Source organism: Roseateles sp. GW821-FHT09G03, assembly GCF_059416045.1.
The window spans coordinates 354625-377847 of sequence record NZ_JBWKOK010000006.1 but is presented as its reverse complement, the minus strand read 5'-3'; the positions used below and the strand labels follow the sequence as shown (position 1 = coordinate 377847).

The window sequence follows — 23223 nt, the reverse complement described above, 5'->3', positions numbered from 1 at the left end:
CGTCACTTGGCCCGTTCCGCGACGACTTCCGACGGCTGCACGATCTGGCCGGTCTTGTTGGACCAGGCGTTCTTCGTATAGGTGACGATGGCGGCGATCTCGCTGTCCTTGAGCACCGTCTTCCAGGCCGGCATCTGGCCCTTGCCGTTCAGCACCAGGTGGAGCTGCTGGGTATGGTCGTCGGCCTTCACGATCGCCGAGCCGTCCAGCGCCGGGAACTGGCCCGCGCCCTTGCCGTCGGCCTTGTGGCAGACCGCGCAGTTGGCGTCGAACAGCTTCTGGCCACGGGCCTGCAGCTCGTCCATCGTCCAGACCTTGCTCGGATCGTCCGCCTTGGCGGCGATCTTCTTCTGTTCCTCGCCGACCCAGGCGCTGTAGTCCTTGGCGCTGAGCACCTTGACGTGGATCGGCATGTAGGCGTGCTCCTTGCCGCAGAGCTCGGCGCACTGGCCGTAGAAGTCGCCGACCTGCTCGGCCTTGAACCAGGTGTCTCGGACGTAGCCCGGGATCGCGTCCTGCTTGACGCCGAAGGCCGGCACCATCCACGCGTGGATGACGTCGTCGGCGGTCGTGATGATGCGGATCTTCTTGTCGACCGGCACGACCAGCGGGTTGTCGACCTTGAGCAGGTAGTTGTCGACCTGGCCGGGGTGGCCGGAGTCCGACAGCGCACGGTGCGAGGCGTCCAGCGTCGAGACGAAGCCGATGCCCTCGCCCTCGCCCTTCAGGTAGTCGTAGCCCCACTTCCACTGGTAGCCGGTGGCCTTGATCGTGATGTCGGAATTGGTGGTGTCCTTCATCGCCACGACGACCTTGGTCGCGGGCAGCGCCATCAGGATGACGATGATGAAGGGCACGACCGTCCACGCGATCTCGACCTTCACGCTCTCGTGGAAGTTCGCGGGCACGGCGCCCTTGGACTTCCGGTGCTTGAAGACCGAATAGAACATGACTCCGAACACGGCGATGAAGATCGCCAGGCAGAGGATCAGCATCATGTTGTGCAGCCACATCTGCTCATGCGCGATCTTGGTGACCGGCGGGTGCAGATTCAGCTGGTTGACGGCCGGACCTCCGGGGAGGTCGTTGACCGCCAAGGCGACCTGGCTGGCCAGCGCGGCCGTCAGGCCGAACGCGAGCTGGCTGCAGCGGCGCCCCAGTTGCACACAACTGTGTTCAATCGTCATGGTCGTCTCTTTATCCAGTCTTTCTCAAGCTCTTGTCACCCAGGTCTCCTCCAGGCGGCTTCGGCGCTCGAGCCCGCTCGTAGCGCGGGCTCCGGCGCCAAGCGATGGCGGAAACCTACGGGGCCAGCAGACGTACTCCAGTCGGGGGCGGATTCTAGCCCACCCCCCTGGCGCACTATGACTGGGCGCAGCGGGCTGAACCGCCCAGGATTACCCGCAGAATGGTGCGCTCTCGCCCTCTGAAAGCGCGGGGCTAGCCGAGCCCGCGAAGGATGGGGGTCAGTGTTTGCCCGCGCCGCGCACCATCGCCCGCATCTGGTCCAGCGAGACCTCGGTGGTGGCCGCGATCTTCACCTTCGGTTGAGGCTTGAACGCATGGCCGTAGACCAGTTCGATGCTCAGCGACAGGCGGCCGTCGGCGCCGCGCAAGGACTCGAGCGCGCGCAGGAGCCGCTCGTGCCAGGCTTTCGTGCGCAGACCGCGCAGACGCGCCGGCGCGAGGTTGCCGCCGAGTGCGCGCAGATCGCGCAGCAGGTCCTGCGGCGACCCCCAGGTGAGGCGCAGATGTTCCTGGTCCATCACCGGATCGGCGAAGCCCGCGTGTACCAGCAGGTCGCCGAGGTCGTGCATGTCGACCCAGTCCGGTGCCGGCGGCCCCCAGCCCTCGCGGGCGAAGATCGGGCGCAGTTCGATGAAGCTGTCGGGGCCGAGGCACGAGAACATCAGGCAGCCCTCGACCGCCAGGCCAGCGTGCCAGCGCTTCACGAGTTCGGGTTTGTCGGCCTCGGCGTGCAGTTCCATGTTGGACCACGCCAGTTGCGCGGCGCCGGCGGGCGGCTCGGTGATGAGCTCGGTCGGCGCGCTGCCGCGCAGCTTGTCCACCATCGATTGCATGAAGCCGCGCTTGAGCCGCTGCGCGAGCAGCGCGCGCACCTCGGCATCAGGTTCCAGCCACAGCTGCGTCGCTTGCGGGTAGTGCTGGCGCAGGCCTTCGTCGCCGCCGCCGATCGACGGGCGGCTCTGCAGCACGGCCGTCGGCTGGAGGCGGATCACCGGCAGCCGGTCCAGCATGCGCGAAGCCACTTCCTGATGCAGCCACGGGGCCTGGTCCGACGTGGCCAGGCGACGGCGCTGCCGGAGCGCCGCGCCCGCATCGATCTGCTGTGTGCTCGGCGGCAAGGCCTCATCTCCAGTCATGGGGCGGGATTGTAGGCGGCCATGCTTGACCTGTTCCGGCGCCGGGCATTGGCGCGATCCTCGATGGCCAGCGGCCTTGCGCGGTTCTGGCCGGGGCAGTGCGCGTTCTGCCGACGCTGGTGCCGGGGGCCGCTGTGCGAGGACTGCGAGGGCGAGCATCCCGTCGACACGGGATCGCGTTGCGCGCTCTGCGCCCTTCGGCTGCCGGCCGGTACGCGCGCCACGGACGCGATGCGATGCGGGCGCTGCGCGTCGCATCCAATGCCGTTGTCACGATGCGTCACGGCGATGGATTACTTGTTCCCGTGGGACCGTCTGCTGCTCGGGCTGAAGTTCGGCGAGCGGCTCGAACACGCCCCGTTGCTCGCGGCTCGCTTGTCAGGCGCATTGGCGCTCGCGCCCATCGAGCCGCCCGATCTCATCGTGCCGATCCCGCTGTCCGCGCAGCGCTTGCGCGAGCGCGGCTACAACCAGGCGCACGAGATTGCGCGCCGCCTTGTGCTGCCGCAGCCGCCGGAGGTCGAGCGACAATCCCGCCTTTGCGCGCTGACGCTGATGCGCGTGCGGAACACCGACCAGCAGGCGCAACTGCCGCTCGACGAGCGCCGCGGCAACCTGCGCGGCGCGTTCGCCGTCGTGAAGCCGGTGCACGGGCTGCGGGTCGCGGTCGTCGACGACGTCATGACCAGCGGCGCCACGCTGCACGAGGCTGCGCTGGCCTTGCGCCGCGCGGGCGCCCGCGACGTGCAGGCCTGGGTCGCCGCGCGCACGCCTTGATCCCTGTCGAAAGAGCTTCACTCCATGTTCAACATCGTGCTGGTCCATCCGGAGATCCCGCCCAACACCGGCAACGTGATCCGGCTCGCGGCCAACACCGGCTGCCGGTTGCATCTGATCGAACCGCTGGGGTTCTCGATGGAAGACAAGCTGCTGCAGCGCGCCGGACTCGACTATCACGAGTACGCGCCCGTGCTGCGTCATGCGGACTGGGAACGCTTCATCGCTGCCGAGCAGCCCGATGCGACGCGGATGTTCGCCTTCACCACGCGTGGCAGCCGGCTGCTGCCGTCGGTCGCGCTCAAGCCCGGCGACTGGCTGGTCTTCGGCTGCGAGACGGCGGGCCTGCCGACGGCGCTGCGCGACAGCTTCCCGCTCGAGCAACGCGTGCGCCTGCCGATGCGCGATGGCCAGCGCAGCCTGAACCTCAGCAACGCGGTGGCGGTGGCGGTGTTCGAGGCGTGGCGGCAGAACGGCTACGTCGACGGCGTCTGAGCAACGCTATTCGCGTTCCAGCTTCAACTGCCTGATCAGCGCGCCCCAGCGCTTGCGCTCGTCGCTCATGAGGCTGTCCAGCCCTTCGGGCGACGTGCCCGCCGCGCTGAAGTAGAGCGGCAGCAGCTCGCGCCGGAAAGCGTCGCTGCGGACGATGCGGATCACCTCGTCGGCCACGCGACGCACGATGGCGTCCGGCGTACTGGCCGGCGCGAGCAGCGCCTGCCACGACGTGGCCTCGAAGCCGGGATAGCCAGACTCCGCCACGGTCGGCAGTTCCGCGAGTGCGCCGAAGCGCCCGGCGCTGGTCACCGCCAGCGCCTTCAGCTTCCCGGCCTTGACCTGCGGCATCGCGATCGCCGGCACCATGAACCCTGCGTGGATCTGGCCGGCGAGCATCGCGTTGACGACCTGCGGAAAGCCGGCATACGGCACGTGCACCAGCTTCAGTCCGGCGCGTGCGATGAAGGACTCCATCGCCAGGTGCGCCGCACTGCCGATGCCGATGCTGCCGTAGTTCAGCGCGCCCGCGCGCTGCTTCGCGAGCGCGACGAACTGCGCGAGCGTGTCCACGCCGAGTGACGGCGGCACGACGAGCACATTCGGCGAACTCGCGATGAAGCTGACCGCGCGCAGATCGCGCTGCGGGTCGTAGGGCAAGGACTTCGCCAGCAGCGGGGCCGTGATCAACGGCCCCTGGATCGTGAACAGCAGCGTGTGGCCGTCAGGCGCCGCCTTCGCGACCGCGCCGGTGCCGATGTTGCCGCCGGCGCCCGGCTTGTTGTCGATGACGACCGGCTGGCCGAGCGCCTGCGCGAGCGGCTCGGCGAGATAACGCGCGATCAGGTCCGGCGAACTTCCGCCGGGAAACGGCACGACGAGTCGGATCGGCCGCGACGGCCACGGCGTCGCCGCCCGACCGCACAGCGGCAACGCGCCAAACGCGGCCACGGCTGCGGCGACGAGCTCGCGGCGATTCACCACTCGGACTTGGCCTGGCGCCCCATCAGCGCGTCCAGGGCTTCATGCGTGGTCATGCGGCCCTCCAGGACCTCGACGACCGCGGCGGTGATCGGCATGTCGACACCGGCACGCTGTGCGCGCGCCAGCACGGTCGGCGCGCTGTAGACGCCTTCGGCGACGTGGCCCAGCTTCACGAGGATGCCGGGCAGGTCCAGGCCCTCGGCGAGCAGCAGGCCGACACGACGGTTGCGCGACAGATCGCCGGTGGCGGTGAGCACGAGGTCGCCCAGACCCGCGAGCCCGAGCAAGGTTTCCTGCTGCGCGCCGAGCGCGAGCGCGAGCCGCTGCATCTCCGCCAGTCCTCGCGTGATCAACGCAGCGCGGGCGTTGAGGCCGGGGCCCTTCACGCCCTTCGCCTCGGCAACGAGCCGCAACCCATCGGCAATGCCAACGGCGATCGCCATCACGTTCTTCACCGCGCCGCCGACTTCGACGCCGACAGGATCGGCCGACGAATACACACGCAGCCGTTCGCTGTGGAAAGCCGACACGCCCAGTTGCGCGAGCGCCGCATCGCCGGATGCGGACACCAGCGCGGTCGGCTGGCCCGCGGCCACCTCCTGCGCGAAGCTGGGGCCCGACAGGATGCCGGTGGACAGCTGCGGTGCGACCTCGCGGGCGATCTCATGGCCCAGCAGGCCGGTACCGGCTTCGAAGCCCTTGCACAGCCACTGCGCCCGCGCCCCGGCCGGCAACTGCGCCAGCATGCCGCGCAGGCCCGACATCGGCGTCGCGATGACGATGAGGCCGTCGCGGCCATGCGCGAGCGCGCCGTCGAGGTCATCGGTCAGGCCCAGCGTCGCCGGGAGCGGCGAATCGGGCAGGTAGCGGACATTGCGACGGTCGGCGCGCATCGCGGCGATCGCGTCGACGTCGCGCGCCCACAGCGTCACCTCATGGCGCGCGCTCGCCGCGATCGCCAGCGCCGTGCCCCAGGCACCGGCGCCGAGTACGCTGATCTTCATGCGCGGAGCAGTCATGGTCGATTCGAAAGAGAAGACATTCGCAATGAAACACGCCGGCCGGCGGACAGGTCCGCGAGGCCGGCGCGTTCATGAACCCGAGGTTCAGTTCGGCATCGCTTCGCCGTTGGTCTGGCCGCTGGCGGCCAGTTGCTGCTGCTGGGCCTCGAACATCGCCTGGAAGTTCACTTCCGTCAGCATCACCGGCGGGAAGCCCGCGCGGGTGCAGACGTCCGACACGATGGCGCGCAGGTACGGGTAGATCATCTGCGGGCAGACGATCGCCAGGATGCCTTCGAGCTGATCCTGCGGCAGGTTGCGGATCTCGAAGATGCCGGCCTGCTTGGCTTCGATCAGGAACAGGGTCTTGTCCTGCACCGTCGTCGTGACGGTGGCGGTGACGCTGACTTCGAAGAGGCCCTCGGCGACCGGTTCGGCGGCCAGCGAAAGCTTGATGTCGACCTGCGGCTGGGCCTGCTCCAGCAGGATCGCCGGGGCGTTGGGCTGCTCCAGCGACAGGTCCTTCAGGTACATGCGCTGGATCTGGAACACGGGAGCGTTGTTGTCGTCGGCCATGGGGTCATCCAAATGAAAAAGCCCGCCAGCGGCGAGCCGTGGCGGGCATTATGACCGAGCGTTCGCGACAGTCCGGTGAGGGGTTTCCGGAGAACGGCGACGACTTCGGGTGGCGAGGTTTCAGGCCTGCAACAAGGGTTGCAGACCGCCGCGCTGGTCCAGCGCGTACAGGTCGTCGCAACCGCCGACATGGGTCTCGCCGATGAAGATCTGCGGCACCGTGCGGCGTCCGGTCTGCTGGATCATCGCGTCGCGCTGCGACGGATCCAGGTCCACGCGGACTTCCTCGATCTGGTCCACGCCCCGCTGCTTGAGCAGGTGCTTGGCCCGCACGCAGTACGGGCAGACCAGGGTCGTATACATCTTCACGGCGGCCATCGCCAGTTCTCCAAGAATCGTGTCGAGCGTCCCTCTACCGGCAATCAGGATGCCGGCGCGGTCGCCAGGGCGGTCAGGCCGCGGACGTCTCGACGGGCAAACTCGCCTCGCGCCAGGCGGTCAGGCCGCCCTGGACAGCGACCGCGTTCGCGTAGCCCTGTTTCTGGAGGATGCCAGCGGCGCGCTGCGCGCGTGCGCCGGTCTTGCACATCAGCACCACCGGCAGGGCCTTGTTGCTGGGCAGTTGCTTGACCGGGACGTCCGTGCCAGTCAGGGTCGACAGCGGCACGTTGCGGGCGCCCTTCGCGTGGGCGGCCGCAAACTCCTCCGGCTCGCTCACATCGACCAGCACGCCCTTCTCGCGGTTGACCAGGCGCACCGCCTCGGCCGTCGGCACGCCGCCTGCCTTGCCGCGCATCGATGTCCACAGCAGCAGGCCGCCCGACACCAGGGCCGACAGCACGAGATACCAGTTTTCAATCAGGAACTTCAAGGCGGGGCCCGTTCGGTTGGATGCAAAAGCCGACGATTATAGGAAGGCGCCCTGGGATCGCTGACACCGCTCGCCGGCGGAAGCCGGGGCGGGGCCTCCTCATACGTCTCGCAGGCTCCACAAATCGTCGGCCCCGCCCCGGCTTCCGCCGACTCGGACCGAGTCGTGCGGACCGGTTCGTGCTTCAGTTCAGCTTGAAGGTCGAGACTGCGGACTGCAATGCACGGGCCTGCTGCTCGAGGCTGTTGGCGGCAGCGGCGGCCTGCTCGACCAGCGCCGCGTTCTGCTGCGTCATCTGGTCGAGCTGTACCACCGACTCGTTGACGTGGCCGATGCCCTGGCTCTGCTCAGCCGAGGCCGCGGTGATCTCGCTGATGATGTCGGAGACGCGCTGCACGCTGGCCACGATCTCCTCCATCGTCGCGCCCGCGTCCTGCACCAGGCGCGAACCGGCCTCGACGCGGGTCACGCTCGCGCCGATGAGCGACTTGATCTCCTTGGCCGCCTCGGCGCTGCGCTGGGCCAGCGAGCGCACTTCGCTCGCCACGACCGCGAAGCCGCGCCCCTGCTCGCCCGCGCGGGCCGCTTCGACCGCCGCGTTCAAGGCCAGGATGTTGGTCTGGAACGCGATGCCGTCGATGGTGCCGATGATGTCGCCGATCTTGCGCGAGCTCGCGCTGATCTCGTCCATCGTCGAGACGACCTGCCCCACCACCTCGCCGCCCTTCTTCGCGACGGTCGCCGCGCTGCCAGCCAGCTGGTTCGCCTGGCTGGCCGCGTCGGCGCTCTGGCGCACGGTTTCGGTCAGCTGCTGCATGTTGGACGCGGTCTGCTCCAGCGAGCCGGCCTGCTTCTCGGTCCGCATCGACAGGTCCTGGTTGCCCGCGGCGATCTCGCGCGAGGCCACGGTCATCGAGTCGGTCCCGCTGCGCACGTTGCCGACGATCGCGGACAGGCCCCGCGACATGTCGCGCACGGCCGCCAGCAGGCTGGCCTCGGCACCCGGCGCGACGCGGATGATCTGCGAGAGGTCCCCCTCGGCCATCTGGCGCATCACGTCGCGGGCGTACTCCGGCTCGCCGCCGAGCTGGCGCCACACGCTCGCGATCAGCAGCCACGAGCCCGCGCCCAGGCACACGACGACGATCAGACCGCTCAGCACCGTCGCCCACAGGCCGGAGCCGACGCCCTTCTCGGCGCTGGAGAGCGTCGCGTCGAAGGTCGTCTTCGCGTCGGCACGCGCGTCGGCGAGCGTCTGCTCCAGCGCTTTCTGCGCGGCCTGCATCTTGGGAATCGACCCCGCCTGGTCGCCCTGCTTGATGCCGAGGAACAGCTGGGCCGTCTCGACCGAGGCGGCGTAGTAGGCCTCGAAGCCGCTCTCGAGCTTCGCGCCGGCATCGGCGCGGCCCGGGATCGCCTTGATCGCCGCGATCACCTTGCGCATCGCGGCGGCGCGTTCGGCGGCTTCGTCCAGACGCTTCTTCTCACCTTCCGCGACGGCGGACTGGATCGTCCCGCCGAGCGCCTCGAGTTGCGCGGCCACCTGGTTGGTGGCCACGAGGTACGGATAGTCGGCCTCGCCCAGCGCGTGGATCGCGCCCGAGGTCCGCGACGAAAAGAACAGCACCACCGCGATGCCCACCGCGAAAACGATCGCCGCCAGCACGGGCAGCATCGCGATACGGGTCTTCAAGTTCATGCCTGACTCCAATTCATCCAGTGTCTCCAACGACCTCCCCAGGTCGGCGATGCCCGCTCTGCGCAGGGCACCGGTGCGCCGACCGGCCGGTCCGTCTGCGCGGACTCACGCCGGTGGGCGCTGGCGGCCTCGAGACCGCCCGGGCGCGCACGTCAATCGACGCTGAGCACCACCTTCACCGAGCCGTCGACCGCCGACTTCTCGATGTAGCCGATGGCATCGGCATTCGCGGCGACGAACTTCTTGACGTCCGCCGCGCTGCCGAGTTCCTTCGGCGGCGTGCCCTTGCCCGAGAACACCAGGCGCGACCAGGCGGCCTTCACCTGCGCGGAGGACTTGCCGGTGGCCTTCGAATAGAACTGCTCGCGCGCCGCGGCGCTGTCGGGCAGGTCCACCGCCTGAGCGGCGCTGCCGTTGGGCAACTGGTTGGACTTGCCCAGGAAGATGCTCGCGACCTGGTCGGCGGTCATGCTGGCGACGGGGCTCTTCGGATTGACCACGACGGCGACTTGCGCCTGCGCGGCCACGGCGGCGGCGAACAGCGCCGCCCCGATCACGGGCTTGATCATGTTGAACTGCATGGGGGCCTCTTCTTCTGATGCTTAGAACACGAAGTCGACGGCGACGCTGTAGACGCCGACGCGCTCGTTGTTGAAGCCCGGCTGGACGTTGTAGAACTGGCCGGCGCCGGTGGTCTTGATGCTGTCGTACTGCGCCTTGATGGCGATGTTGCGCCAGGCGTCCCAGCGCACGCCCAGGCCGATGGTCTTCTGCGGCGTGCTCTGCGCGGCGGTGACTGCGTCCACGACGGCGCGCAGCGGCAGGCCGCCCACGACGACCGTGCCCGGGATCGTGTTGTTGACGTTGCTGCTGTCGGTCTTCTGCTGCGACAGCGTCGCGTACGGCGTGAACTTGCCGACGCGGTAGCCGACCGTCGTGTACCAGCCGGTGGTGTCCGGCACGAACGAGTCGTTGCGGCGCTTGGTGTACTCGGCGGCGACGACCCACTGGCCTTCGTCGTAGCTCAGGCCGACGCCGGAGAAGCTGGCGTCCTTGTCGGTCGGGTCGATCTCGTTGCCAACCGAGGCGAACGGCGTCTGACGCAGCGCGCCGACCAGCGAACTGACCGTGGCGCTGTGCGCGGTCAGCTTGCCCTGCGCATGGCCGACGCGCAGGTTCAGACCATCGGCCAGTTCGATGGTGGCGTTCACGCCGACCATCTTCTTGATCTCGAGCTTGGTCTGGCGCACGTACGACGACGCTTCGCCGCCGAAAGCCTGCAGCGAGACAGTCTTGCCGGCGACCTGCGTCGTCCAGTTCACGTCGGCGCCGTCGAAGTGGCTCACCGGCACCTGGCCGTAGACATCGATCGGCGGACGCAGCCAAGTGTTGGCATAACCCACGTCACGGAAATCGGAGACCGCGAAGAACGGCGCGCCGATGCGGCCGGCGCGGATCGCCAGACCCGGCGTGGCCTGCCACTTGGCGAAAGCCCATTCGACCTGCGGCGTCCAGTCGCCCTTGCCGGTCTGCTTGGTCAGCACTTGCACGGTGGCCGAGAACTGCGAGTTGAACTTCGCCGTGCCCTGCAGGCCCAGCTTGCTGTCGACCTCGCCGCTGACCGTCTTGTCGGCGCCGTGGACCTGGCCAGGGATGACGTACTCGGCGCCGTCCTTGGTCGTGCCGGTCAGACCGACCGTGCCGAAGCCGGAGAACGAGAACATCGAGTCCGACTGGCCCTGCGCCTGCGCGCCGAAAACCACCAACGCGAGCGCCATCGGCGTCATGCGCAAGTTCTTCACCACCATCATTGCAAGTACTCCTGTACAGCGTGAATGCCCAAAACGAGCGTGTTCTTTTGACGAACCAAGCTGGGGCGCGGGTGCGCCTTTCGCCCGGTGCGAAAGCAGTTGTCGGCCCTGCGGAAGGCTTCTTGAGGCGGGGGCCCTGGAGGGCTGCCTCTAGAATCCGCCGGGCCTGCCGGAACCCGGCCAAACCTCACGAACCCATCCAAGACCCATGTACAAGCTCGTGCTGATTCGCCATGGCGAATCGACCTGGAATCTCGAGAACCGCTTCACCGGCTGGACCGACGTGGATCTGACGCCCACCGGGGTGGAGCAGGCCAAGCAGGCGGGCCGTCTGCTGAAGGAAGCCGGTGTCGATTTCGACGTGGCCCACACTTCGGTGCTCAAGCGCGCCATCTGGACCCTGTGGCATTGCCTGGATCAGATGGATCGCCAATGGCTGCCGGTGAAGCACAGCTGGCGCCTGAACGAACGCCACTACGGCGGCCTTCAGGGTCTGAACAAGGCGGACATGGCCAAGCAGTACGGCGACGAGCAGGTGCTCGTCTGGCGCCGGAGCTATGACACCCCGCCGCCGGCGCTGGAAGCGTCGGACCCGCGCAGCGAGCGCGGCGACATCCGCTATGCCGGACTGCAGCCCTCGGACATTCCGCTGACCGAGTGCCTGAAAGACACCGTGGCCCGCGTGCTGCCCTACTGGAACGAACAGATCGCACCCGCGATTCTGTCGGGCCAACGCGTGCTGATCGCGGCCCACGGCAACTCGATCCGGGCCCTCGTGAAGTATTTGGACGGCATCGCCGACGAAGCCATCGTTGGCGTGAATATTCCCAATGGCATTCCGCTGGTCTACGAACTGGACAAGGACCTGAAGCCGATCAAGAGCTATTACCTGGGCGACGCCGAAGCCGCCGCCAAGGCCGCGGCGGCGGTGGCGAACCAGGGCAAGGCATAAGGTTCCGGCGACGTCGGCCTGCGCCACGCGTGGTGGCGCGGAGTGCTGACGCAGAAGAACGAAAGCCCGGCACTGCCGGGCTTTGTCGTTAATGGCGGGCGAGACGCCGTGTCGCGCGAAGGCGCGACCTACTTCCGCCGCAAGGCCGTCGCCAGCAGTTCCGCGATGCAGACGGCGTTGCTCTCGTGCGGGACCGCGTTGCTGCTCCAGACATGACGCACGCCGGCCGCGCGCAGCGCCGACAACGCATCACCGTTGAACAGCGCATGCGTGACCGCGACATCCACGCTGGCCGCTCCGCGCTCCAGCGCCTCGCGCGCGGAGCCGATCAGCGTCCTGCCGGTCGACGCCATGTCATCGAGCAACACCACCGCGCGACCGCGCACCTCCAGATCCGGAAAGGCGAGCTGCACCTGCGTGTCGCCGAAACGCACCTTGCGGCCGATCGCATGTTCGAGCTTGGCGGCACGCGCCGCTTCGGCGACCCATTGACCGGACTCCTCGTCCGGACCGACCAGCACCGCCCCCGGCACCTGCGCCGCGATGAAGCGCCCCAGCAGCGACGCCGCCGACAGCGCGACGCCCCTCCCCTTGGGCATGACCTCGTCCAGGCTCGCGATGCGATGCAGATGAGGGTCCACCGTCACCACGCGATCGAACTGCGTCGACAGCAGTGCGGCGATGTGCCGCTGGCTCACCGCCTCGCCGGGGGTGAACTCCATGTCCTGCCGCATGTAGGCCAGGTACGGCGCCACCAGCATCAGATGCCGCACGCCCCAGCCGCGCGCGGCCGGAGCGGCGATGAGCAGTTCGACCAGGCGATCGTTCGGCTGGTGCTGCAAACCCCGCAGCACGATGACGTCGGACGGCAAGGGCTTGGGTAGGACCAGGCGAAGTTCCCCATCCGGAAATCGGTGGCGCGTGATCACGCCGAGCGGACGCCCCAGCTCACGCGCCAGGCGCGTGGCCAACTCCTTTTCATCGTCGAAACAAAGCAGCATCGGCGGATCCTCGCACCAATCCGGCCCCCCAGGGCATCCGGCATACCCGGGCTGGGCGAACTGAGCCCGGCAGGTGGGGGATGGGGGATCGCCTACCTGCGACCGGTGGCGCGCTTGGCCGCCAAGTCATGAGGCCCCCGCGGCAAGCGCGGAGACCTCACGACTTGCCGTCCCCGATCGATCGGGGACTCAGGGCCTGGGGAGTGCGTTGTTGATGCGGTCCGAGAGAGCCCCCGCCAGATGGCGGCGATCAAGACCCTCGGTGGGCATCGCCGGCAGCGAACGTACTTCGACCGCCAGATCCTTGGCAGTCAGGATGCGCCACAGACTTTCCATCAACGACATCTGACCGATGTACTGCGCCGCATCGCTGTACGGCACGTTGGGCTGATGCCAGCGCAGCACCACGGGCTGCAACGGCGTGTGCGTGCTGATCGCCGCCTGCAACAGATTGCCGTGCAGAGGCAGCAACGGGTAGCCCGCACCCGTCGTGCCCTCGGGGAAGACGGCCACCGTCTCGCCAGCGGCCAGCGCCTCGGCCGTCTTGTGCACGACACGAAGCGCATCGCGCTTGTTGGCACGCTCGATGTAGAGCGTGCCGACCGCCGTCGCCAGAGCACCCACCAGCGGCCAGGTCGCAATGTCAGCCTTGGAGACAAAGCGCGCCTCAGGCATCACCGCATGAATCGCTGCGATGTCCAGCCAGGAAATGTGGTTCGCCGTGATGAGGCGCGGCGACATGGCCTGGGGCCCGGGCGACTCGAGTCGCACTCCCAGCACGCGCAGCAGCTTGGCCGACCACCAGCCCACATAGCGCTGCTTGGCCGGCGTCTCCAGTCGCCCCCAGCGAAACTGGACGAGGTACACCCCGTGCCCGATGTGCGCGAGCATCCGCAGCGCTCGCCACGCCCCGACCAGGGCGCGCATCAGACGGTCCGCTCGGCTTCGGTGACCAGCGACTCGTAGGCGACCGTGCCGGCCACCAGCGTGTAGCGCACCCGGCCCGGCAGTTCGAAGCCGGTGATGTCGAAAGCGAACGGCGTGTGCTTGCCCTGACTGACAAGACGCTCCGGCGTCACCGCGCCGCTGGCCTCCGCATCGAAGACGACGACGTCGCCGACACCGCCTTCGACCAGCCGGCCTGCACTCGCCGCCAGCGAGCCGAGCGCGCTGCCCAGGACCTTCACCGGACGCGCGGTGATGGTGTCGAGCGCCTGCGCGAGCGACAGCCCCTCATCCTGACCCCAGCGCAACGCGAGGCTCAGCAGCAGTTCCAGGCCTGTGGCGCCGGGCGTGGCCTCGGCGAAAGGCAAGGTCTTCTCGTCGGCGGCGACCGGGTTGTGGTCGCTGACCAGCGCGTCGATCGTGCCGTCGGCCAGCGCGGCGCGCAGCGCGTCGCGGTCGCGCTGCTGGCGCAGCGGCGGCTGCAAGCGCATCGACGAGTTGAAGTAGCCGATGTCGACGTCGGTCAGATGGAGCGAGTTGATCGAGACGTCCGCCGTGATCGGCAAACCGTCCTTCTTGGCCTGACGCACGAGCTCCACGCCAGCAGCGCTGCTGATTCGGCACAGGTGGACGCGGCAGCCGGTCACGCGGACCAGCTCCAGGATCGTGTGCAGCGCGATCGTCTCGGCCGCGACCGGTTCGCCGGACAGGCCCAGGCGCGTGGCGACCGCGCCGCTGGCCGCGACGCCGCCGCTCAGCCACGGATCCTGCGCATGCAGCCACAGCGTGTAGCCGAAGCTCGCCGCGTATTGCATTGCGCGCTGAACGGTCAGCGTGTTGCGGATCGGCACGTAGGCCTGCGAGAAGCCGACGCAGCCGGATTCGGTCAGCTCGGCCATCTCGGTCAGCGATTCGCCGGCCAGGCCGCGCGTCAGCGCGCCCAGCGGGAACAGCCGGCAGCGGCTGAGCTTGCGGGCACGGAACTTCAGCATGTCGACCAGGCCCGGCTCGTCGAGCGTCGGATCGGTGTCGGGCGGGCAGACCAGGCTCGTGACGCCCCCCGCGGCCGCTGCGGCGAGCTCGCTCTCCAGCATGCCTTCGTGCTCGTGGCCGGGCTCGCGCAGGCGCGCGGCGAGGTCGACGAGACCCGGCGCGACGACCAGGCCGGTCGCATCGATGACGCGATCGGCGTTGAAGTCGCCGACGCTGCCGAGGCCGACGATGCGGCCCGAGGCGATGGCGAGATCGCCGATCCTGTCGAGTCCGGAAGCCGGGTCGAGCAAGCGGCCGTTCTGGATCAGGATCTTCATGCTTCGTTCCCCGCCAGGATGGACATGACAGCCATGCGCACCGCGATGCCGAAGGTCACCTGCGGCAGGATGACGCTGTGCTGGCCGTCGGCGACGGTGGAGGAGATTTCCACGCCGCGGTTGATCGGGCCCGGATGCATCACGATCGCATCGGGCTTGGCCAGCGCCAGCTTCTCGGGCGTCAGGCCGAAACTCTTGAAGTACTCGCCCGCGCTGGGCAGCATCGCGCCGCTCATGCGCTCGTTCTGCAGGCGCAGCATGATGATGACGTCGGCATCGCGGACGCCCTCGGCCATGTCGTGGCACACGCGCACGCCCATGTCCTTGAGGTCGCCCGGCACCAGCGTCTTCGGGCCGACCGCGCGGATCTCCGGCACGCCCAGCGTGGTCAGCGCATGGATGTCGCTGCGCGCGACGCGCGAGTGCACGATGTCGCCGACGATGGCCACCGTCAGGTTGCTGAAGTCCTTCTTGTAGTGCCGGATCGTGTACATGTCGAGCAGGCCCTGCGTCGGATGCGCGTGGCGGCCGTCGCCGGCATTGACCACGTGGACATGCGGCGCGCAGTGCTGCGCGATCAGGTAGGGCGCGCCAGACTCGCTGTGGCGGACGACGAACATGTCCGCGTGCATCGCCGACAGGTTGGCGACCGTGTCGAGCAGCGTCTCGCCCTTGGCGGTGCTGGACCGCGCGATGTCGAGGTTGATGACGTCGGCGGAGAGGCGCTTGGCGGCGATCTCGAAGGTGGTGCGGGTGCGGGTGCTGTTCTCGAAGAACAGGTTGAACACCGACTTGCCGCGCAGCAGCGGCACCTTCTTCACCTCGCGGTCGTTGACCGAGAGGAAGGTCCCCGCCGTGTCCAGGATCTGGTGCAGCACGGCCTTGGGCAGGCCCTCGGTGGACAGCAGGTGGATCAGCTCGCCATGCTTGTTCAGCTGCGGATTGCGTTTGCTCAGCATGGGGTCAGTCCTCCTTCACGTCGAAACTGAATCGGCCACCGTCGCCCTTCACCAGGCTGAGGCGCTGGTTCGCCGCGACCGCGACGCGGGCGGCGGAGAACACCGGTTCGATCGGCAGTTCGCGGCCGCCGCGGTCGACCAGCACCGCCAGCGTGACGCTCGCGGGACGGCCGAAGTCGAACAGCTCGTTGATCACGGCGCGTGTGGTGCGGCCGGTGTAGAGCACGTCGTCGATCAGCAGGATGTGGCGGCCCTCGACGTCGAAGGGCAGCTTCGTGTGGTCGGCGCTGGCGTTCATGCCCTTGCTGCCGAAGTCGTCGCGGTGCAGCGCGCTGGAGATCACGCCGTGCTGGCCGGCCAGCTTCAGGTCCTGCTGGAGGCGCTCGGCGAGCCAGGCGCCGCCCGACCAGATGCCGACCAGCGCGCAGTCGGGTTGCAGCAGGCGCTGGACGCCGCGCACGAGGTCGGCGTAGAGCGCTTCCGCATCGAGGTGCAATGTGCTCATGGATGTTCCCGGAAGAATTGTTCGAGGATCAATGCCGCGCTCGCGGCATCGAGGTCGCGCGCGCCCTGCGACTGGGCTTCCACGCTGGTGTAGCGTTCATCGATTTCGACCACCGGCAGCCGGTAGCGGCCGCGCAGTTGCCCGGCGAACTTGAGCGCGCGGGCCGTCATCTCGTGCGGCGCGCCGTCCGGATGGCGCGGCACGCCGATGACCAGTGCATCGGGCTCCCACTCCTGGATCAGCGCGGTGATCGCGGCCCAGCGGGCGTCGCCCTGCTCGGTGATAGTCCGCAGCCCGCGCGCGCTCCCCAGCATCCGGTTGCCGGTCGCCACGCCAAGACGCTTGGTACCGAAATCAAAACCGAGGGGGGAAACAAATGCGGCGGGGGAAGAAGCGGGAGAGACGGTGCTCATGACGCCTCCGGTCATGCCCGCCGCCGGGCCGCCCCTAGGCGGGCAGCGCCCCTCGGGGGCAGGAGCGAAGCGACTGGGGGGCTCACAGTCATCATGCGTGCCCGGCCTCCTGGCTGAGCATGCGGGGATCGATGCCGAGCAAGGCGAGCGCCTTGTCGTAGCGCTCCTCGATCGGCGTGTCGAAGATGATCTCGTGCGTGGCGTCGACGGTGATCCAGCCGTTGCGGCCGAGTTCCTCCTCGAGTTGCCCGGCGGCCCAGCCGCTGTAGCCCAGCGTGACCAGCACGCGCTTGGGGCCGGCGCCGTTGGACAAGGCTTCCAGCACGTCACGGCTGGTGGTCATCTCGAGTCCGCCTGGCACGGCCAGCGTCGCGCTGTAATGGTTGCCCTGCTCGTCCAGCGCCTCGTGCAGCACGAAGCCGCGCTCCGTCTGCACCGGGCCGCCGAAGAACACCGGCCGCGCGGCCATGTCCACATCGGACAACTCGAGTTCAACCTTCTCGAACAGGTTGCCCAGGGTCAGCGAGATCGGCTTGTTGATGACCAGGCCCAGCGCGCCCTTCTCGTTGTGCTCGCACAGGTAGATGACGGAGCCGGCAAAGGTCTCGTCCACCATGCCGGGCATGGCGATCAGGAACTGGTTGGTCAGGTCGATGCGTTCCTTGGACATAGGGGCGGATTCTATTTCACCGACACTCCCTCTCCATGAACGCCCTTGTCTGGTTCCGGCGCGATCTGCGCGCGGACGACCATGCCGCCCTGTTCCATGCCCTCAAGCACCACCCGCGGGTGTTCTGTGCCTTCGTGCTGGACACGGACATCCTGGACGCGCTGCCGCGCGCGGACCGCCGCGTGGAGTTCATCGTCGACGCCCTGCGGGTGCTGGACGCGGACCTGGCGGCGCTGGCGCCCGGCGCCGGACTGATCGTGCGCCACGGCAGCGCGCGGGAGCAGATCCCGGCCCTGGCGGCGGAACTGGACATCGGCGCGCTCTACTTCAACCACGACGACGAGCCGGACGCGCTCCGCCGCGACGCCGATGTGGGTGAAACGCTGCTCGCACGCGGCGTGCAGGTGGAGAGCTTCAAGGACCATGTCGTCTTCGAGCGCTCGGAGATCCTGACGGGATCACGCAAGCCTTACGGCGTCTTCACGCCCTACAAGAACGCGTGGTTGCGCGAGATCAATCCGTTCTTCCTGAGCAGCTATCCCGTCGAGCGCTACGCGGCAAACCTGGCGAAGGCCCCACGACGGGGCGTGCCGTCGCTCGGCGACATCGGCTTCGAGCCGGCCGGCCTCGCCGCGGCGCTGACCGGCGGCAGCGCGGGCGCGCGGCGGCTGTTCGACGAGTTCCTCGAGCGCATCGACCGTTACGGCGACACGCGCGACTTCCCGGCAGCGAAGGGTCCCAGCTACCTCAGCACGCATCTGCGTTTCGGGACGATCTCTATCCGCCGCCTGGCGCGCGAAGCCTGGACACGGGGCCATGCGCCGAAGGGGGGCCAGGCCGTCAGCGCCGGCGCGCAGACCTGGCTCTCCGAACTCATCTGGCGGGACTTCTACCACCAGGTCCTGCATCACCATCCGCATGTCGTCGAGGGCGCGTTCCGGCCCGAGTACGACCGCATCGCCTGGGCCGACGGCGCCGATGCGGATGCCGACTTCGAGGCTTGGTGCCAGGGCCGCACCGGTTATCCGCTCGTCGACGCGGCCATGCACCAGATCAACGAGACCGGCTACATGCACAACCGGTTGCGCATGGTGACGGCCAGCTTCCTGATCAAGGACCTCGGCATCGACTGGCGTCGCGGCGAAGCCTACTTCGCCGAGAAGCTGATCGACTTCGACCTCGCCGCCAACAACGGCGGCTGGCAATGGGCATCGTCCAGCGGCTGCGATGCGCAGCCCTACTTCCGCATCTTCAATCCGATCAATCAGAGCGAGAAGTTCGACCCCGACGGAAAGTTCATCAAGCGTTACCTGCCGCAGCTCGCGAAGCTGCCGGCCAAGCTCATCCACGCGCCGTGGCTGGCGAAGCCGGCGGAACTCGCGGCCTGCGGGGTCGAACTGGGACGCGACTATCCGGAGCCGATCGTGCGCCATGAGACGGCACGGATGGCAACGATGGCGCGCTACGCCGTGGTGAAGGACCGGACCTTTCCCGAGACGTGATCCTCACTGGTACGTGAGCGTCACGCTGACGGCGTCGGTGTACGGCCCGCCGGGCGGCACGGTGGTCTGCCGACCCGGGATGCGCGCGTAGACCGTGTAGACCAGCCCCGGCGACAACCCCAGCGCATCGAGCAGCAGGCCGCCGCCGACCATCGTGCCGGTCGTGCCATCGCCCCACACGGTCGTGTAGGTGTTGTCGATGTACAGGTTGTAGTTGAGCGAATTGGCCCCGAAGCTCAGCCGGCGCGCGAAGATGCCGGGCCCGTTGCCCTGGTTGAACGCGATGGTGAACGGGATCAGCAGTCCCGCCACGCCGCCGCACTTGACCGTGACCGTGCCGGTCGAGTCGGTATTGCCGTAGGCCAGCGGGTTGTAGTTGGCGAAGAGCACCGACGTCGTCGTGACGGTGCATGAGCACAGGCCCTGGACGCACAGGGCATGCGCCGAGGGAGCCGCCGCCATCAGCACCAACCACGGCAACGCGCGAAGCGGACGGAAGGGCATGGCGTTCATGGCGACTCCTTGCGGGTGTTCGTGGTGGGTGGGTCCGTAGGGACCGACGTGCCGGGCGCGCCGGGCTTGGGCGTCGCGCCGGTCGACCAGGCCGTGATCTTGCGACAGACCACGGTGCCGAGGTCCGGCAGTTCGGTCGCCTGGGCCGGCAGCCTCAGCTCGAGCCGGCACGGCGTGCCGTCCTCGCGCCGCGCCAGCACCTCGCTGACCGCATCGGCGCCGTCCGCCAGTCCCGTCACGAAGGCCCGGCCGTCCAGGCCCATCGGGAATGTGCGCTTCGATCCGGCGACCTGCAACTCGGTGCCCGGCGGCAGCGGTTCGCCGGCCTCGTCGATCACGCGGAAGGTGGCTGTGCGGCTGTGTGCGATCGGGAAACGGATCAGCGCCGCGCTGCGCGCCGCCGGCATGACCTGCAGCTCCAGCGCCTCGATCTCCGCATCCAGCGGCAGGTCGTCGGCGACCACGCCGACGCGGTTCATCTGGTAGCCGCGCAGGGCCGGGAGGAACGCCCGCCCCTTTGAGTCGGTGCGCGCGACCGGCTGGTTGTCGTGGAGGATGCGCACGTTGGCCTGGTTGTCGATCTGCACGACCGCGAAGCCGCCGTCGATGCGCCGGCTCGCATAGGCGCTGCCGTCGATGTAGGCGAGCCCGCCGCTCGCGCCGAGCCGCACGTCGGTCTGGCCCGCGAGCCGCGAGATGCCCCCATCCAGCGCCACCTTGTTGGTCTGCCACTGCGCCTGCGCCTGCTGCCGGCCGTGAGACTCCGTCAGCAGCTGGTAGCCGAGGCCCTCGCCGACCGGCGGGTTGCTCTGCAGCTGGACCTGCCAGAGATCGCGCGACTGTTGTCCGCCGCCGCGCTGACCCTGCCACGCCGTCGACAGGCTCTTGTTGCCGTCGAGCAGCAGGCTCCAGAAGACCGAGATCGCCGTGCCGCCGCCGTCGCCCGCCTTCAAGGCGGACAGGCCGAAGAAGCCCCAGCCGCCAAGGCTGCGGCTCGCGTTGAAGGACCAGAGCTTGTTGGCCACCTGCAGCTGCCCCTGGGGCGCGAGCCGTTGCGGCGCTCCCTGGTGGACGAGCCCGAGGCCCAATCCCCATTGCTTCCACGAGGTGCCCACTGATGCCGAGACGCTCCACTTGGGCAGCACCGGGTTGCCGAGCTGCGTGAAACCCGCCGTGGCGCGCTTGACCTGCACGCCGCCGCTCCAGTCCATGCCCTGGCGCTCGACGCCCAGCGTCGCGAGCGCGCCGCGGCGCGCCTCGGGATCGTCGCTGCGGCTGGCCACGCCGGCCAGGCTCACGGTGCCCAGCGCGGGAAACAGCCACAGGCCTGTCGCGCCCAGCGCCTGCTGGCGCTGCGTCAGCTCGCCCCGCCATTCCTGCGTGAAGGCCGGCGTGAGACCGTTGCGCCAGGTCCCGGCCAGCACCGCGCGGCCGTAGCGGTTGCTGTCGATGCCGTAGTTCAGCCGCAGCCAGCCGGCCTCGACGCTGTAGGCCGAGAGCCCCGGCTTCAGCAGCGAGGGGCTGATGTAGTACGGCTGCACGACGATCTGCTCGCGACCGAGCAGATCGCGGACCACGGTGCGGATCTCCCCCTGGCCGGTGACCAGCGGCAGGTCGCTGATGTCGAACGGGCCCGGCTGCACGCGGCCCTGCAGCCGCTGGCTGTTGTTGACGAAGACGTCCACCGTCGACGGCAGCGACGCCTCGCCACGCAGGGTCGGCAAGGGGAAGCTCAGGAATCCAGGGCGCAGCGAGAAGTCGGTGCTCCACTGCACGCCGCCGAAACGCATCGCCTGACCCCAGGTGCCCGGCTGCGCGATGCTGTCACCGAGCCGCCAACTGGTCAGATGCTCGGGACGGTCGATCGTCCAGCGCGTATCCAGCCGCACCCAGCCGCCGCCCATGCCGCTGCGGTACAGCTGCTGGTGGTTGAGGTCGCCTCCCGGCGTCAGCACGCCGAGCTCCGTGACCCCGTCGACATTGCCGTCGCCGCTCAAGCGCTTCTGCCATTGCACGTCGTAGTTGGCGTAGAGCCCGAAGGTCGGCGGCAGGGTCACCTGCGTGGCGGCGCGCGCCACCTCGATCTGCTGGTCGGAGAAGGCCTGGGGTGGTGCGTCGATCTCCAGCGTCTGGCTGAGCTCCTCGACGCGCCAGCGCATCAGTTCGCCAGGGCCTTCGCCCAGGATCATGTGGAGTTCGCCGTCGATCATCCGCGGCGGCAGCGCCGGCGGGCGGAACTTCAGTTCGGTCCACAGCGCCTGCGGAATGGCCAGGCCCTCCGGCATCCGCACCGCGCGCACCGTCTGCGGCTGCGGGATGCCGTTGATCTTCAGCCCGAGCAGCAACGTCTCGCCGAATCGCGGCGCCTGGGCCAGCGCCTGCGCCGGGTCCGACGCCGGCTGTGCGGGCGGCGGCGGAGGCTGCTGGGCCTGCGCGGCGGCGGTCACGCATGCGCAGACCGCCGCCGGCAGCAGGCCGGCTTCACTTGCCCGCCGCACCGGCCGTGACCTGCTGCAGTCCCTGGTCGGTCATGACCTGCAGGTTGCCGGGAGGTCCCGCCGGTGTCGGGATGCGGTAGCTGCGCTGCTCGCCGGGGAAGACCACGCTCTGCGCGCCCGGCACCGCCATCGATTTCACCTCGCCGTTGGCGCCGGTCAGCCGCAACTCGCTGACCTTCACATGGACATTGCCGGCGTTCGTCACCGTCGCCACCGTCTCGCCACTGCTGGCACGCTGCACGCTCCAGCTCGAGTCCCGCCGCACCTGATTGGGTGCCACGTAGACCGGCACCCTCAACGCCACCAGCACCCGGACCGCGCCGGTGACCTGTGTGTCGCCGCCCTGGCGCGCCACCGGAACTTCGCGCAGCACCATGCGATAGGTCGCTTCCTGCTGCAGGTCGGGCGGGCGTCTCAAGCCCACGCGCAAGACCTGGACCTGTCCGGGCTGCAAGGTGAAGATCGGCGGATTGACCAGCAGGTCCGTCGTCGGACCGTCGACATCCTGGCCGTTCTCCCGCGTCCAGCGGATACCCTCGGCCTGCATCGTCACCGGCTCGGTGCCGTTGTTCTGGACCTGCACCGTCGCCCGGTCGTTCGAGCGGTCCAGCCGCACGTTGACCGGCATGATGCTGACGTCGGCCCCATGAGCCGCAGGCGTCACCAGCAGGGCCGACAGCAATGCCGCCAGCATGGCCGTCATGCCCGGAACGGCGGCCAGGCCGCGTCGGATCGTGTTCATCGGCGTCACTCCTGTGTCTTGTTGTCCGATGTCTCCCTGGGCATCCCGGCCGCCCGAAGCCGTCCTGCTCGCGCGCCGCCCTGGGGCGGTCATCGATCAAGTTCAGTAGGTCACCGTCACCGTCACCGTGTCCGTATAAGCCCCGGGCACCGCCCCGGTCAGCGACGGCACCTGCCCGTAGATCGTCACGCTCTGCACACCCCCGCTGCCAGTGCCGCTGTAGACGGTGCTCCCCCCGGTGCTGTTGCCCCAGACGGAGGTCCGCGCGGCATCGACGTAGAGCTGGTAGCCGAGCGTGTAGGCGCCGTTGACCATCTTGCGCGCCGAGAAGTTGGCGGCGCCGCCGGCATTGCTGCCAGCGCTCAGGGCCACGGTGTACGCCGTGGTGGCCGTGCACTCGATGGTGAGCGTCGAGGTGCCGTTCACCGGTCCCGCGCCGATCGGATTGATGGCCGAGCCGAAGGCCAGCGTCGAGCCCGACACGTTGCAGGCCGAGGACACCGTGGTCTGCGAGGTCAGCGTATTGGTCGCCGTGCCGCCGCGCGCAACGCCGATCAGGCCGACGAGCGCGGCCGTGATCAGGAGCGGCGGGAGGCTTCTCCGCATCCGTGTCCC

Annotated in this window: 25 protein-coding genes; 4 read left to right on the top strand and 21 right to left on the bottom strand. The window is 68.8% G+C overall.

Annotated elements, in window-relative coordinates:
* Positions 1-2 precede the first annotated feature (2 nt).
* Positions 3-1187, bottom strand: a complete 1185-nt coding sequence (coxB, locus tag AC07OZ_RS22470) for a cytochrome c oxidase subunit II (protein ID WP_495469280.1) — start codon at positions 1185-1187, stop codon at positions 3-5.
* 279 nt (positions 1188-1466) lie between these two features.
* Entirely contained in the window at positions 1467-2384 is a 918-nt protein-coding gene (locus tag AC07OZ_RS22465; RefSeq protein WP_495469279.1) for a biotin synthase, read from the bottom strand.
* A 288-nt stretch (positions 2385-2672) separates the two neighbouring features.
* Here AC07OZ_RS22465 and AC07OZ_RS22460 point away from each other — a divergent pair, with 288 nt between their 5' ends.
* Entirely contained in the window at positions 2673-3161 is a 489-nt protein-coding gene (locus tag AC07OZ_RS22460) for a ComF family protein (protein ID WP_495469278.1), read from the top strand.
* Between the two features lie 24 nt (positions 3162-3185).
* Entirely contained in the window at positions 3186-3656 is a 471-nt protein-coding gene (gene trmL, locus AC07OZ_RS22455; protein WP_495469277.1) for a tRNA (uridine(34)/cytosine(34)/5-carboxymethylaminomethyluridine(34)-2'-O)-methyltransferase TrmL, read from the top strand.
* Positions 3657-3662: 6 nt separating this feature from the next.
* Here trmL and AC07OZ_RS22450 read toward each other — a convergent pair whose 3' ends face one another.
* The 8 genes from AC07OZ_RS22450 to AC07OZ_RS22415 all read right to left on the bottom strand — a co-directional run bounded on the left by AC07OZ_RS22450 (position 3663) and on the right by AC07OZ_RS22415 (position 10598).
* A complete protein-coding gene (locus AC07OZ_RS22450) occupies positions 3663-4640 on the bottom strand; it encodes a Bug family tripartite tricarboxylate transporter substrate binding protein (RefSeq protein WP_495469276.1) in 978 nt (325 codons plus the stop codon).
* Positions 4634-5644: an NAD(P)H-dependent glycerol-3-phosphate dehydrogenase gene (locus AC07OZ_RS22445; RefSeq protein WP_495469405.1), complete on the bottom strand. Its 1011-nt coding sequence runs from the start codon at positions 5642-5644 to the stop codon at positions 4634-4636. Before AC07OZ_RS22445 ends, AC07OZ_RS22450 begins: the two co-directional genes overlap by 7 nt.
* A 102-nt stretch (positions 5645-5746) precedes the next feature.
* Positions 5747-6217, bottom strand: coding sequence for a protein-export chaperone SecB (secB, locus tag AC07OZ_RS22440; protein ID WP_495469275.1), 471 nt, complete (start codon positions 6215-6217; stop codon positions 5747-5749).
* A 120-nt stretch (positions 6218-6337) separates the two neighbouring features.
* Positions 6338-6595, bottom strand: a complete 258-nt coding sequence (gene grxC / locus AC07OZ_RS22435; RefSeq protein WP_495469274.1) for a glutaredoxin 3 — start codon at positions 6593-6595, stop codon at positions 6338-6340.
* Between the two features lie 73 nt (positions 6596-6668).
* Entirely contained in the window at positions 6669-7088 is a 420-nt protein-coding gene (locus AC07OZ_RS22430; RefSeq protein WP_495469273.1) for a rhodanese-like domain-containing protein, read from the bottom strand.
* A 184-nt stretch (positions 7089-7272) separates the two neighbouring features.
* Entirely contained in the window at positions 7273-8787 is a 1515-nt protein-coding gene (locus tag AC07OZ_RS22425; protein ID WP_495469272.1) for a methyl-accepting chemotaxis protein, read from the bottom strand.
* Between the two features lie 152 nt (positions 8788-8939).
* A complete protein-coding gene (locus tag AC07OZ_RS22420; protein ID WP_331615564.1) occupies positions 8940-9368 on the bottom strand; it encodes a type 2 periplasmic-binding domain-containing protein in 429 nt (142 codons plus the stop codon).
* Positions 9369-9389: 21 nt separating this feature from the next.
* Positions 9390-10598 (bottom strand): porin, encoded by a 1209-nt coding sequence (locus tag AC07OZ_RS22415; RefSeq protein WP_495469271.1) that lies wholly within the window; start codon positions 10596-10598, stop codon positions 9390-9392.
* Between the two features lie 208 nt (positions 10599-10806).
* On the opposite strand from AC07OZ_RS22415, the gene gpmA reads away from it, so the two are divergent.
* A complete protein-coding gene (gene gpmA / locus AC07OZ_RS22410) occupies positions 10807-11550 on the top strand; it encodes a 2,3-diphosphoglycerate-dependent phosphoglycerate mutase (protein ID WP_297526590.1) in 744 nt (247 codons plus the stop codon).
* Positions 11551-11678: 128 nt separating this feature from the next.
* Here gpmA and AC07OZ_RS22405 read toward each other — a convergent pair whose 3' ends face one another.
* From AC07OZ_RS22405 to AC07OZ_RS22375, 7 genes are all read right to left on the bottom strand, one after another.
* Positions 11679-12551 (bottom strand): ribose-phosphate diphosphokinase, encoded by an 873-nt coding sequence (locus AC07OZ_RS22405; RefSeq protein ID WP_495469270.1) that lies wholly within the window; start codon positions 12549-12551, stop codon positions 11679-11681.
* A gap of 189 nt (positions 12552-12740) precedes the next feature.
* Positions 12741-13478, bottom strand: coding sequence for a lysophospholipid acyltransferase family protein (locus AC07OZ_RS22400; RefSeq protein ID WP_495469269.1), 738 nt, complete (start codon positions 13476-13478; stop codon positions 12741-12743).
* The gene (locus tag AC07OZ_RS22395; RefSeq protein ID WP_495469268.1) at positions 13478-14806 is read right to left on the bottom strand and encodes a dihydroorotase; all 1329 of its coding nucleotides are present in this window, start codon (positions 14804-14806) and stop codon (positions 13478-13480) included. The genes AC07OZ_RS22400 and AC07OZ_RS22395 overlap by 1 nt, the downstream gene beginning before the upstream one ends.
* A complete protein-coding gene (locus AC07OZ_RS22390; RefSeq protein ID WP_431260647.1) occupies positions 14803-15765 on the bottom strand; it encodes an aspartate carbamoyltransferase catalytic subunit in 963 nt (320 codons plus the stop codon). Before AC07OZ_RS22390 ends, AC07OZ_RS22395 begins: the two co-directional genes overlap by 4 nt.
* A 4-nt stretch (positions 15766-15769) precedes the next feature.
* Entirely contained in the window at positions 15770-16270 is a 501-nt protein-coding gene (gene pyrR, locus AC07OZ_RS22385; protein WP_495469267.1) for a bifunctional pyr operon transcriptional regulator/uracil phosphoribosyltransferase PyrR, read from the bottom strand.
* Complete coding sequence (ruvX, locus tag AC07OZ_RS22380; protein ID WP_495469266.1) at positions 16267-16698, bottom strand: Holliday junction resolvase RuvX; 432 nt, start codon at positions 16696-16698, stop codon at positions 16267-16269. Before ruvX ends, pyrR begins: the two co-directional genes overlap by 4 nt.
* Positions 16699-16774: 76 nt before the next feature.
* Positions 16775-17353, bottom strand: a complete 579-nt coding sequence (locus tag AC07OZ_RS22375; RefSeq protein WP_331615556.1) for a YqgE/AlgH family protein — start codon at positions 17351-17353, stop codon at positions 16775-16777.
* 35 nt (positions 17354-17388) lie between these two features.
* On the opposite strand from AC07OZ_RS22375, the gene AC07OZ_RS22370 reads away from it, so the two are divergent.
* Entirely contained in the window at positions 17389-18855 is a 1467-nt protein-coding gene (locus tag AC07OZ_RS22370) for a cryptochrome/photolyase family protein (protein WP_495469265.1), read from the top strand.
* A gap of 3 nt (positions 18856-18858) precedes the next feature.
* Here AC07OZ_RS22370 and AC07OZ_RS22365 read toward each other — a convergent pair whose 3' ends face one another.
* From AC07OZ_RS22365 to AC07OZ_RS22350, 4 genes are all read right to left on the bottom strand, one after another.
* Positions 18859-19368: a spore coat protein U domain-containing protein gene (locus tag AC07OZ_RS22365; RefSeq protein ID WP_495469264.1), complete on the bottom strand. Its 510-nt coding sequence runs from the start codon at positions 19366-19368 to the stop codon at positions 18859-18861.
* The gene (locus AC07OZ_RS22360) at positions 19365-21815 is read right to left on the bottom strand and encodes a fimbria/pilus outer membrane usher protein (RefSeq protein WP_495469263.1); all 2451 of its coding nucleotides are present in this window, start codon (positions 21813-21815) and stop codon (positions 19365-19367) included. Before AC07OZ_RS22360 ends, AC07OZ_RS22365 begins: the two co-directional genes overlap by 4 nt.
* 34 nt (positions 21816-21849) lie before the next feature.
* The gene (locus tag AC07OZ_RS22355) at positions 21850-22608 is read right to left on the bottom strand and encodes a fimbrial biogenesis chaperone (RefSeq protein WP_495469262.1); all 759 of its coding nucleotides are present in this window, start codon (positions 22606-22608) and stop codon (positions 21850-21852) included.
* Between the two features lie 102 nt (positions 22609-22710).
* Positions 22711-23214, bottom strand: coding sequence for a Csu type fimbrial protein (locus AC07OZ_RS22350; protein WP_495469261.1), 504 nt, complete (start codon positions 23212-23214; stop codon positions 22711-22713).
* Positions 23215-23223: the final 9 nt, after the last annotated feature.

Bases quoted from the DNA above. Each gene is read 5' to 3' on its own strand.
- coxB (WP_495469280.1), bottom strand. From the start codon at position 1,187: ATGACGATTGAACACAGTTGTGTGCAACTGGGGCGCCGCTGCAGCCAG.
- AC07OZ_RS22465 (WP_495469279.1), bottom strand. From the start codon at position 2,384: ATGACTGGAGATGAGGCCTTGCCGCCGAGCACACAGCAGATCGATGCG.
- AC07OZ_RS22460 (WP_495469278.1), top strand. From the start codon at position 2,673: ATGGATTACTTGTTCCCGTGGGACCGTCTGCTGCTCGGGCTGAAGTTC.
- trmL (WP_495469277.1), top strand. From the start codon at position 3,186: ATGTTCAACATCGTGCTGGTCCATCCGGAGATCCCGCCCAACACCGGC.
- AC07OZ_RS22445 (WP_495469405.1), bottom strand. From the start codon at position 5,644: ATGAAGATCAGCGTACTCGGCGCCGGTGCCTGGGGCACGGCGCTGGCG.
- secB (WP_495469275.1), bottom strand. From the start codon at position 6,217: ATGGCCGACGACAACAACGCTCCCGTGTTCCAGATCCAGCGCATGTAC.
- grxC (WP_495469274.1), bottom strand. From the start codon at position 6,595: ATGGCCGCCGTGAAGATGTATACGACCCTGGTCTGCCCGTACTGCGTG.
- AC07OZ_RS22425 (WP_495469272.1), bottom strand. From the start codon at position 8,787: ATGAACTTGAAGACCCGTATCGCGATGCTGCCCGTGCTGGCGGCGATC.
- AC07OZ_RS22420 (WP_331615564.1), bottom strand. From the start codon at position 9,368: ATGCAGTTCAACATGATCAAGCCCGTGATCGGGGCGGCGCTGTTCGCC.
- AC07OZ_RS22415 (WP_495469271.1), bottom strand. From the start codon at position 10,598: ATGATGGTGGTGAAGAACTTGCGCATGACGCCGATGGCGCTCGCGTTG.
- gpmA (WP_297526590.1), top strand. From the start codon at position 10,807: ATGTACAAGCTCGTGCTGATTCGCCATGGCGAATCGACCTGGAATCTC.
- AC07OZ_RS22405 (WP_495469270.1), bottom strand. From the start codon at position 12,551: ATGCTGCTTTGTTTCGACGATGAAAAGGAGTTGGCCACGCGCCTGGCG.
- AC07OZ_RS22400 (WP_495469269.1), bottom strand. From the start codon at position 13,478: ATGCGCGCCCTGGTCGGGGCGTGGCGAGCGCTGCGGATGCTCGCGCAC.
- AC07OZ_RS22395 (WP_495469268.1), bottom strand. From the start codon at position 14,806: ATGAAGATCCTGATCCAGAACGGCCGCTTGCTCGACCCGGCTTCCGGA.
- AC07OZ_RS22390 (WP_431260647.1), bottom strand. From the start codon at position 15,765: ATGCTGAGCAAACGCAATCCGCAGCTGAACAAGCATGGCGAGCTGATC.
- pyrR (WP_495469267.1), bottom strand. From the start codon at position 16,270: ATGAGCACATTGCACCTCGATGCGGAAGCGCTCTACGCCGACCTCGTG.
- ruvX (WP_495469266.1), bottom strand. From the start codon at position 16,698: ATGACCGGAGGCGTCATGAGCACCGTCTCTCCCGCTTCTTCCCCCGCC.
- AC07OZ_RS22375 (WP_331615556.1), bottom strand. From the start codon at position 17,353: ATGTCCAAGGAACGCATCGACCTGACCAACCAGTTCCTGATCGCCATG.
- AC07OZ_RS22370 (WP_495469265.1), top strand. From the start codon at position 17,389: ATGAACGCCCTTGTCTGGTTCCGGCGCGATCTGCGCGCGGACGACCAT.
- AC07OZ_RS22365 (WP_495469264.1), bottom strand. From the start codon at position 19,368: ATGAACGCCATGCCCTTCCGTCCGCTTCGCGCGTTGCCGTGGTTGGTG.
- AC07OZ_RS22355 (WP_495469262.1), bottom strand. From the start codon at position 22,608: ATGAACACGATCCGACGCGGCCTGGCCGCCGTTCCGGGCATGACGGCC.
- AC07OZ_RS22350 (WP_495469261.1), bottom strand. From the start codon at position 23,214: ATGCGGAGAAGCCTCCCGCCGCTCCTGATCACGGCCGCGCTCGTCGGC.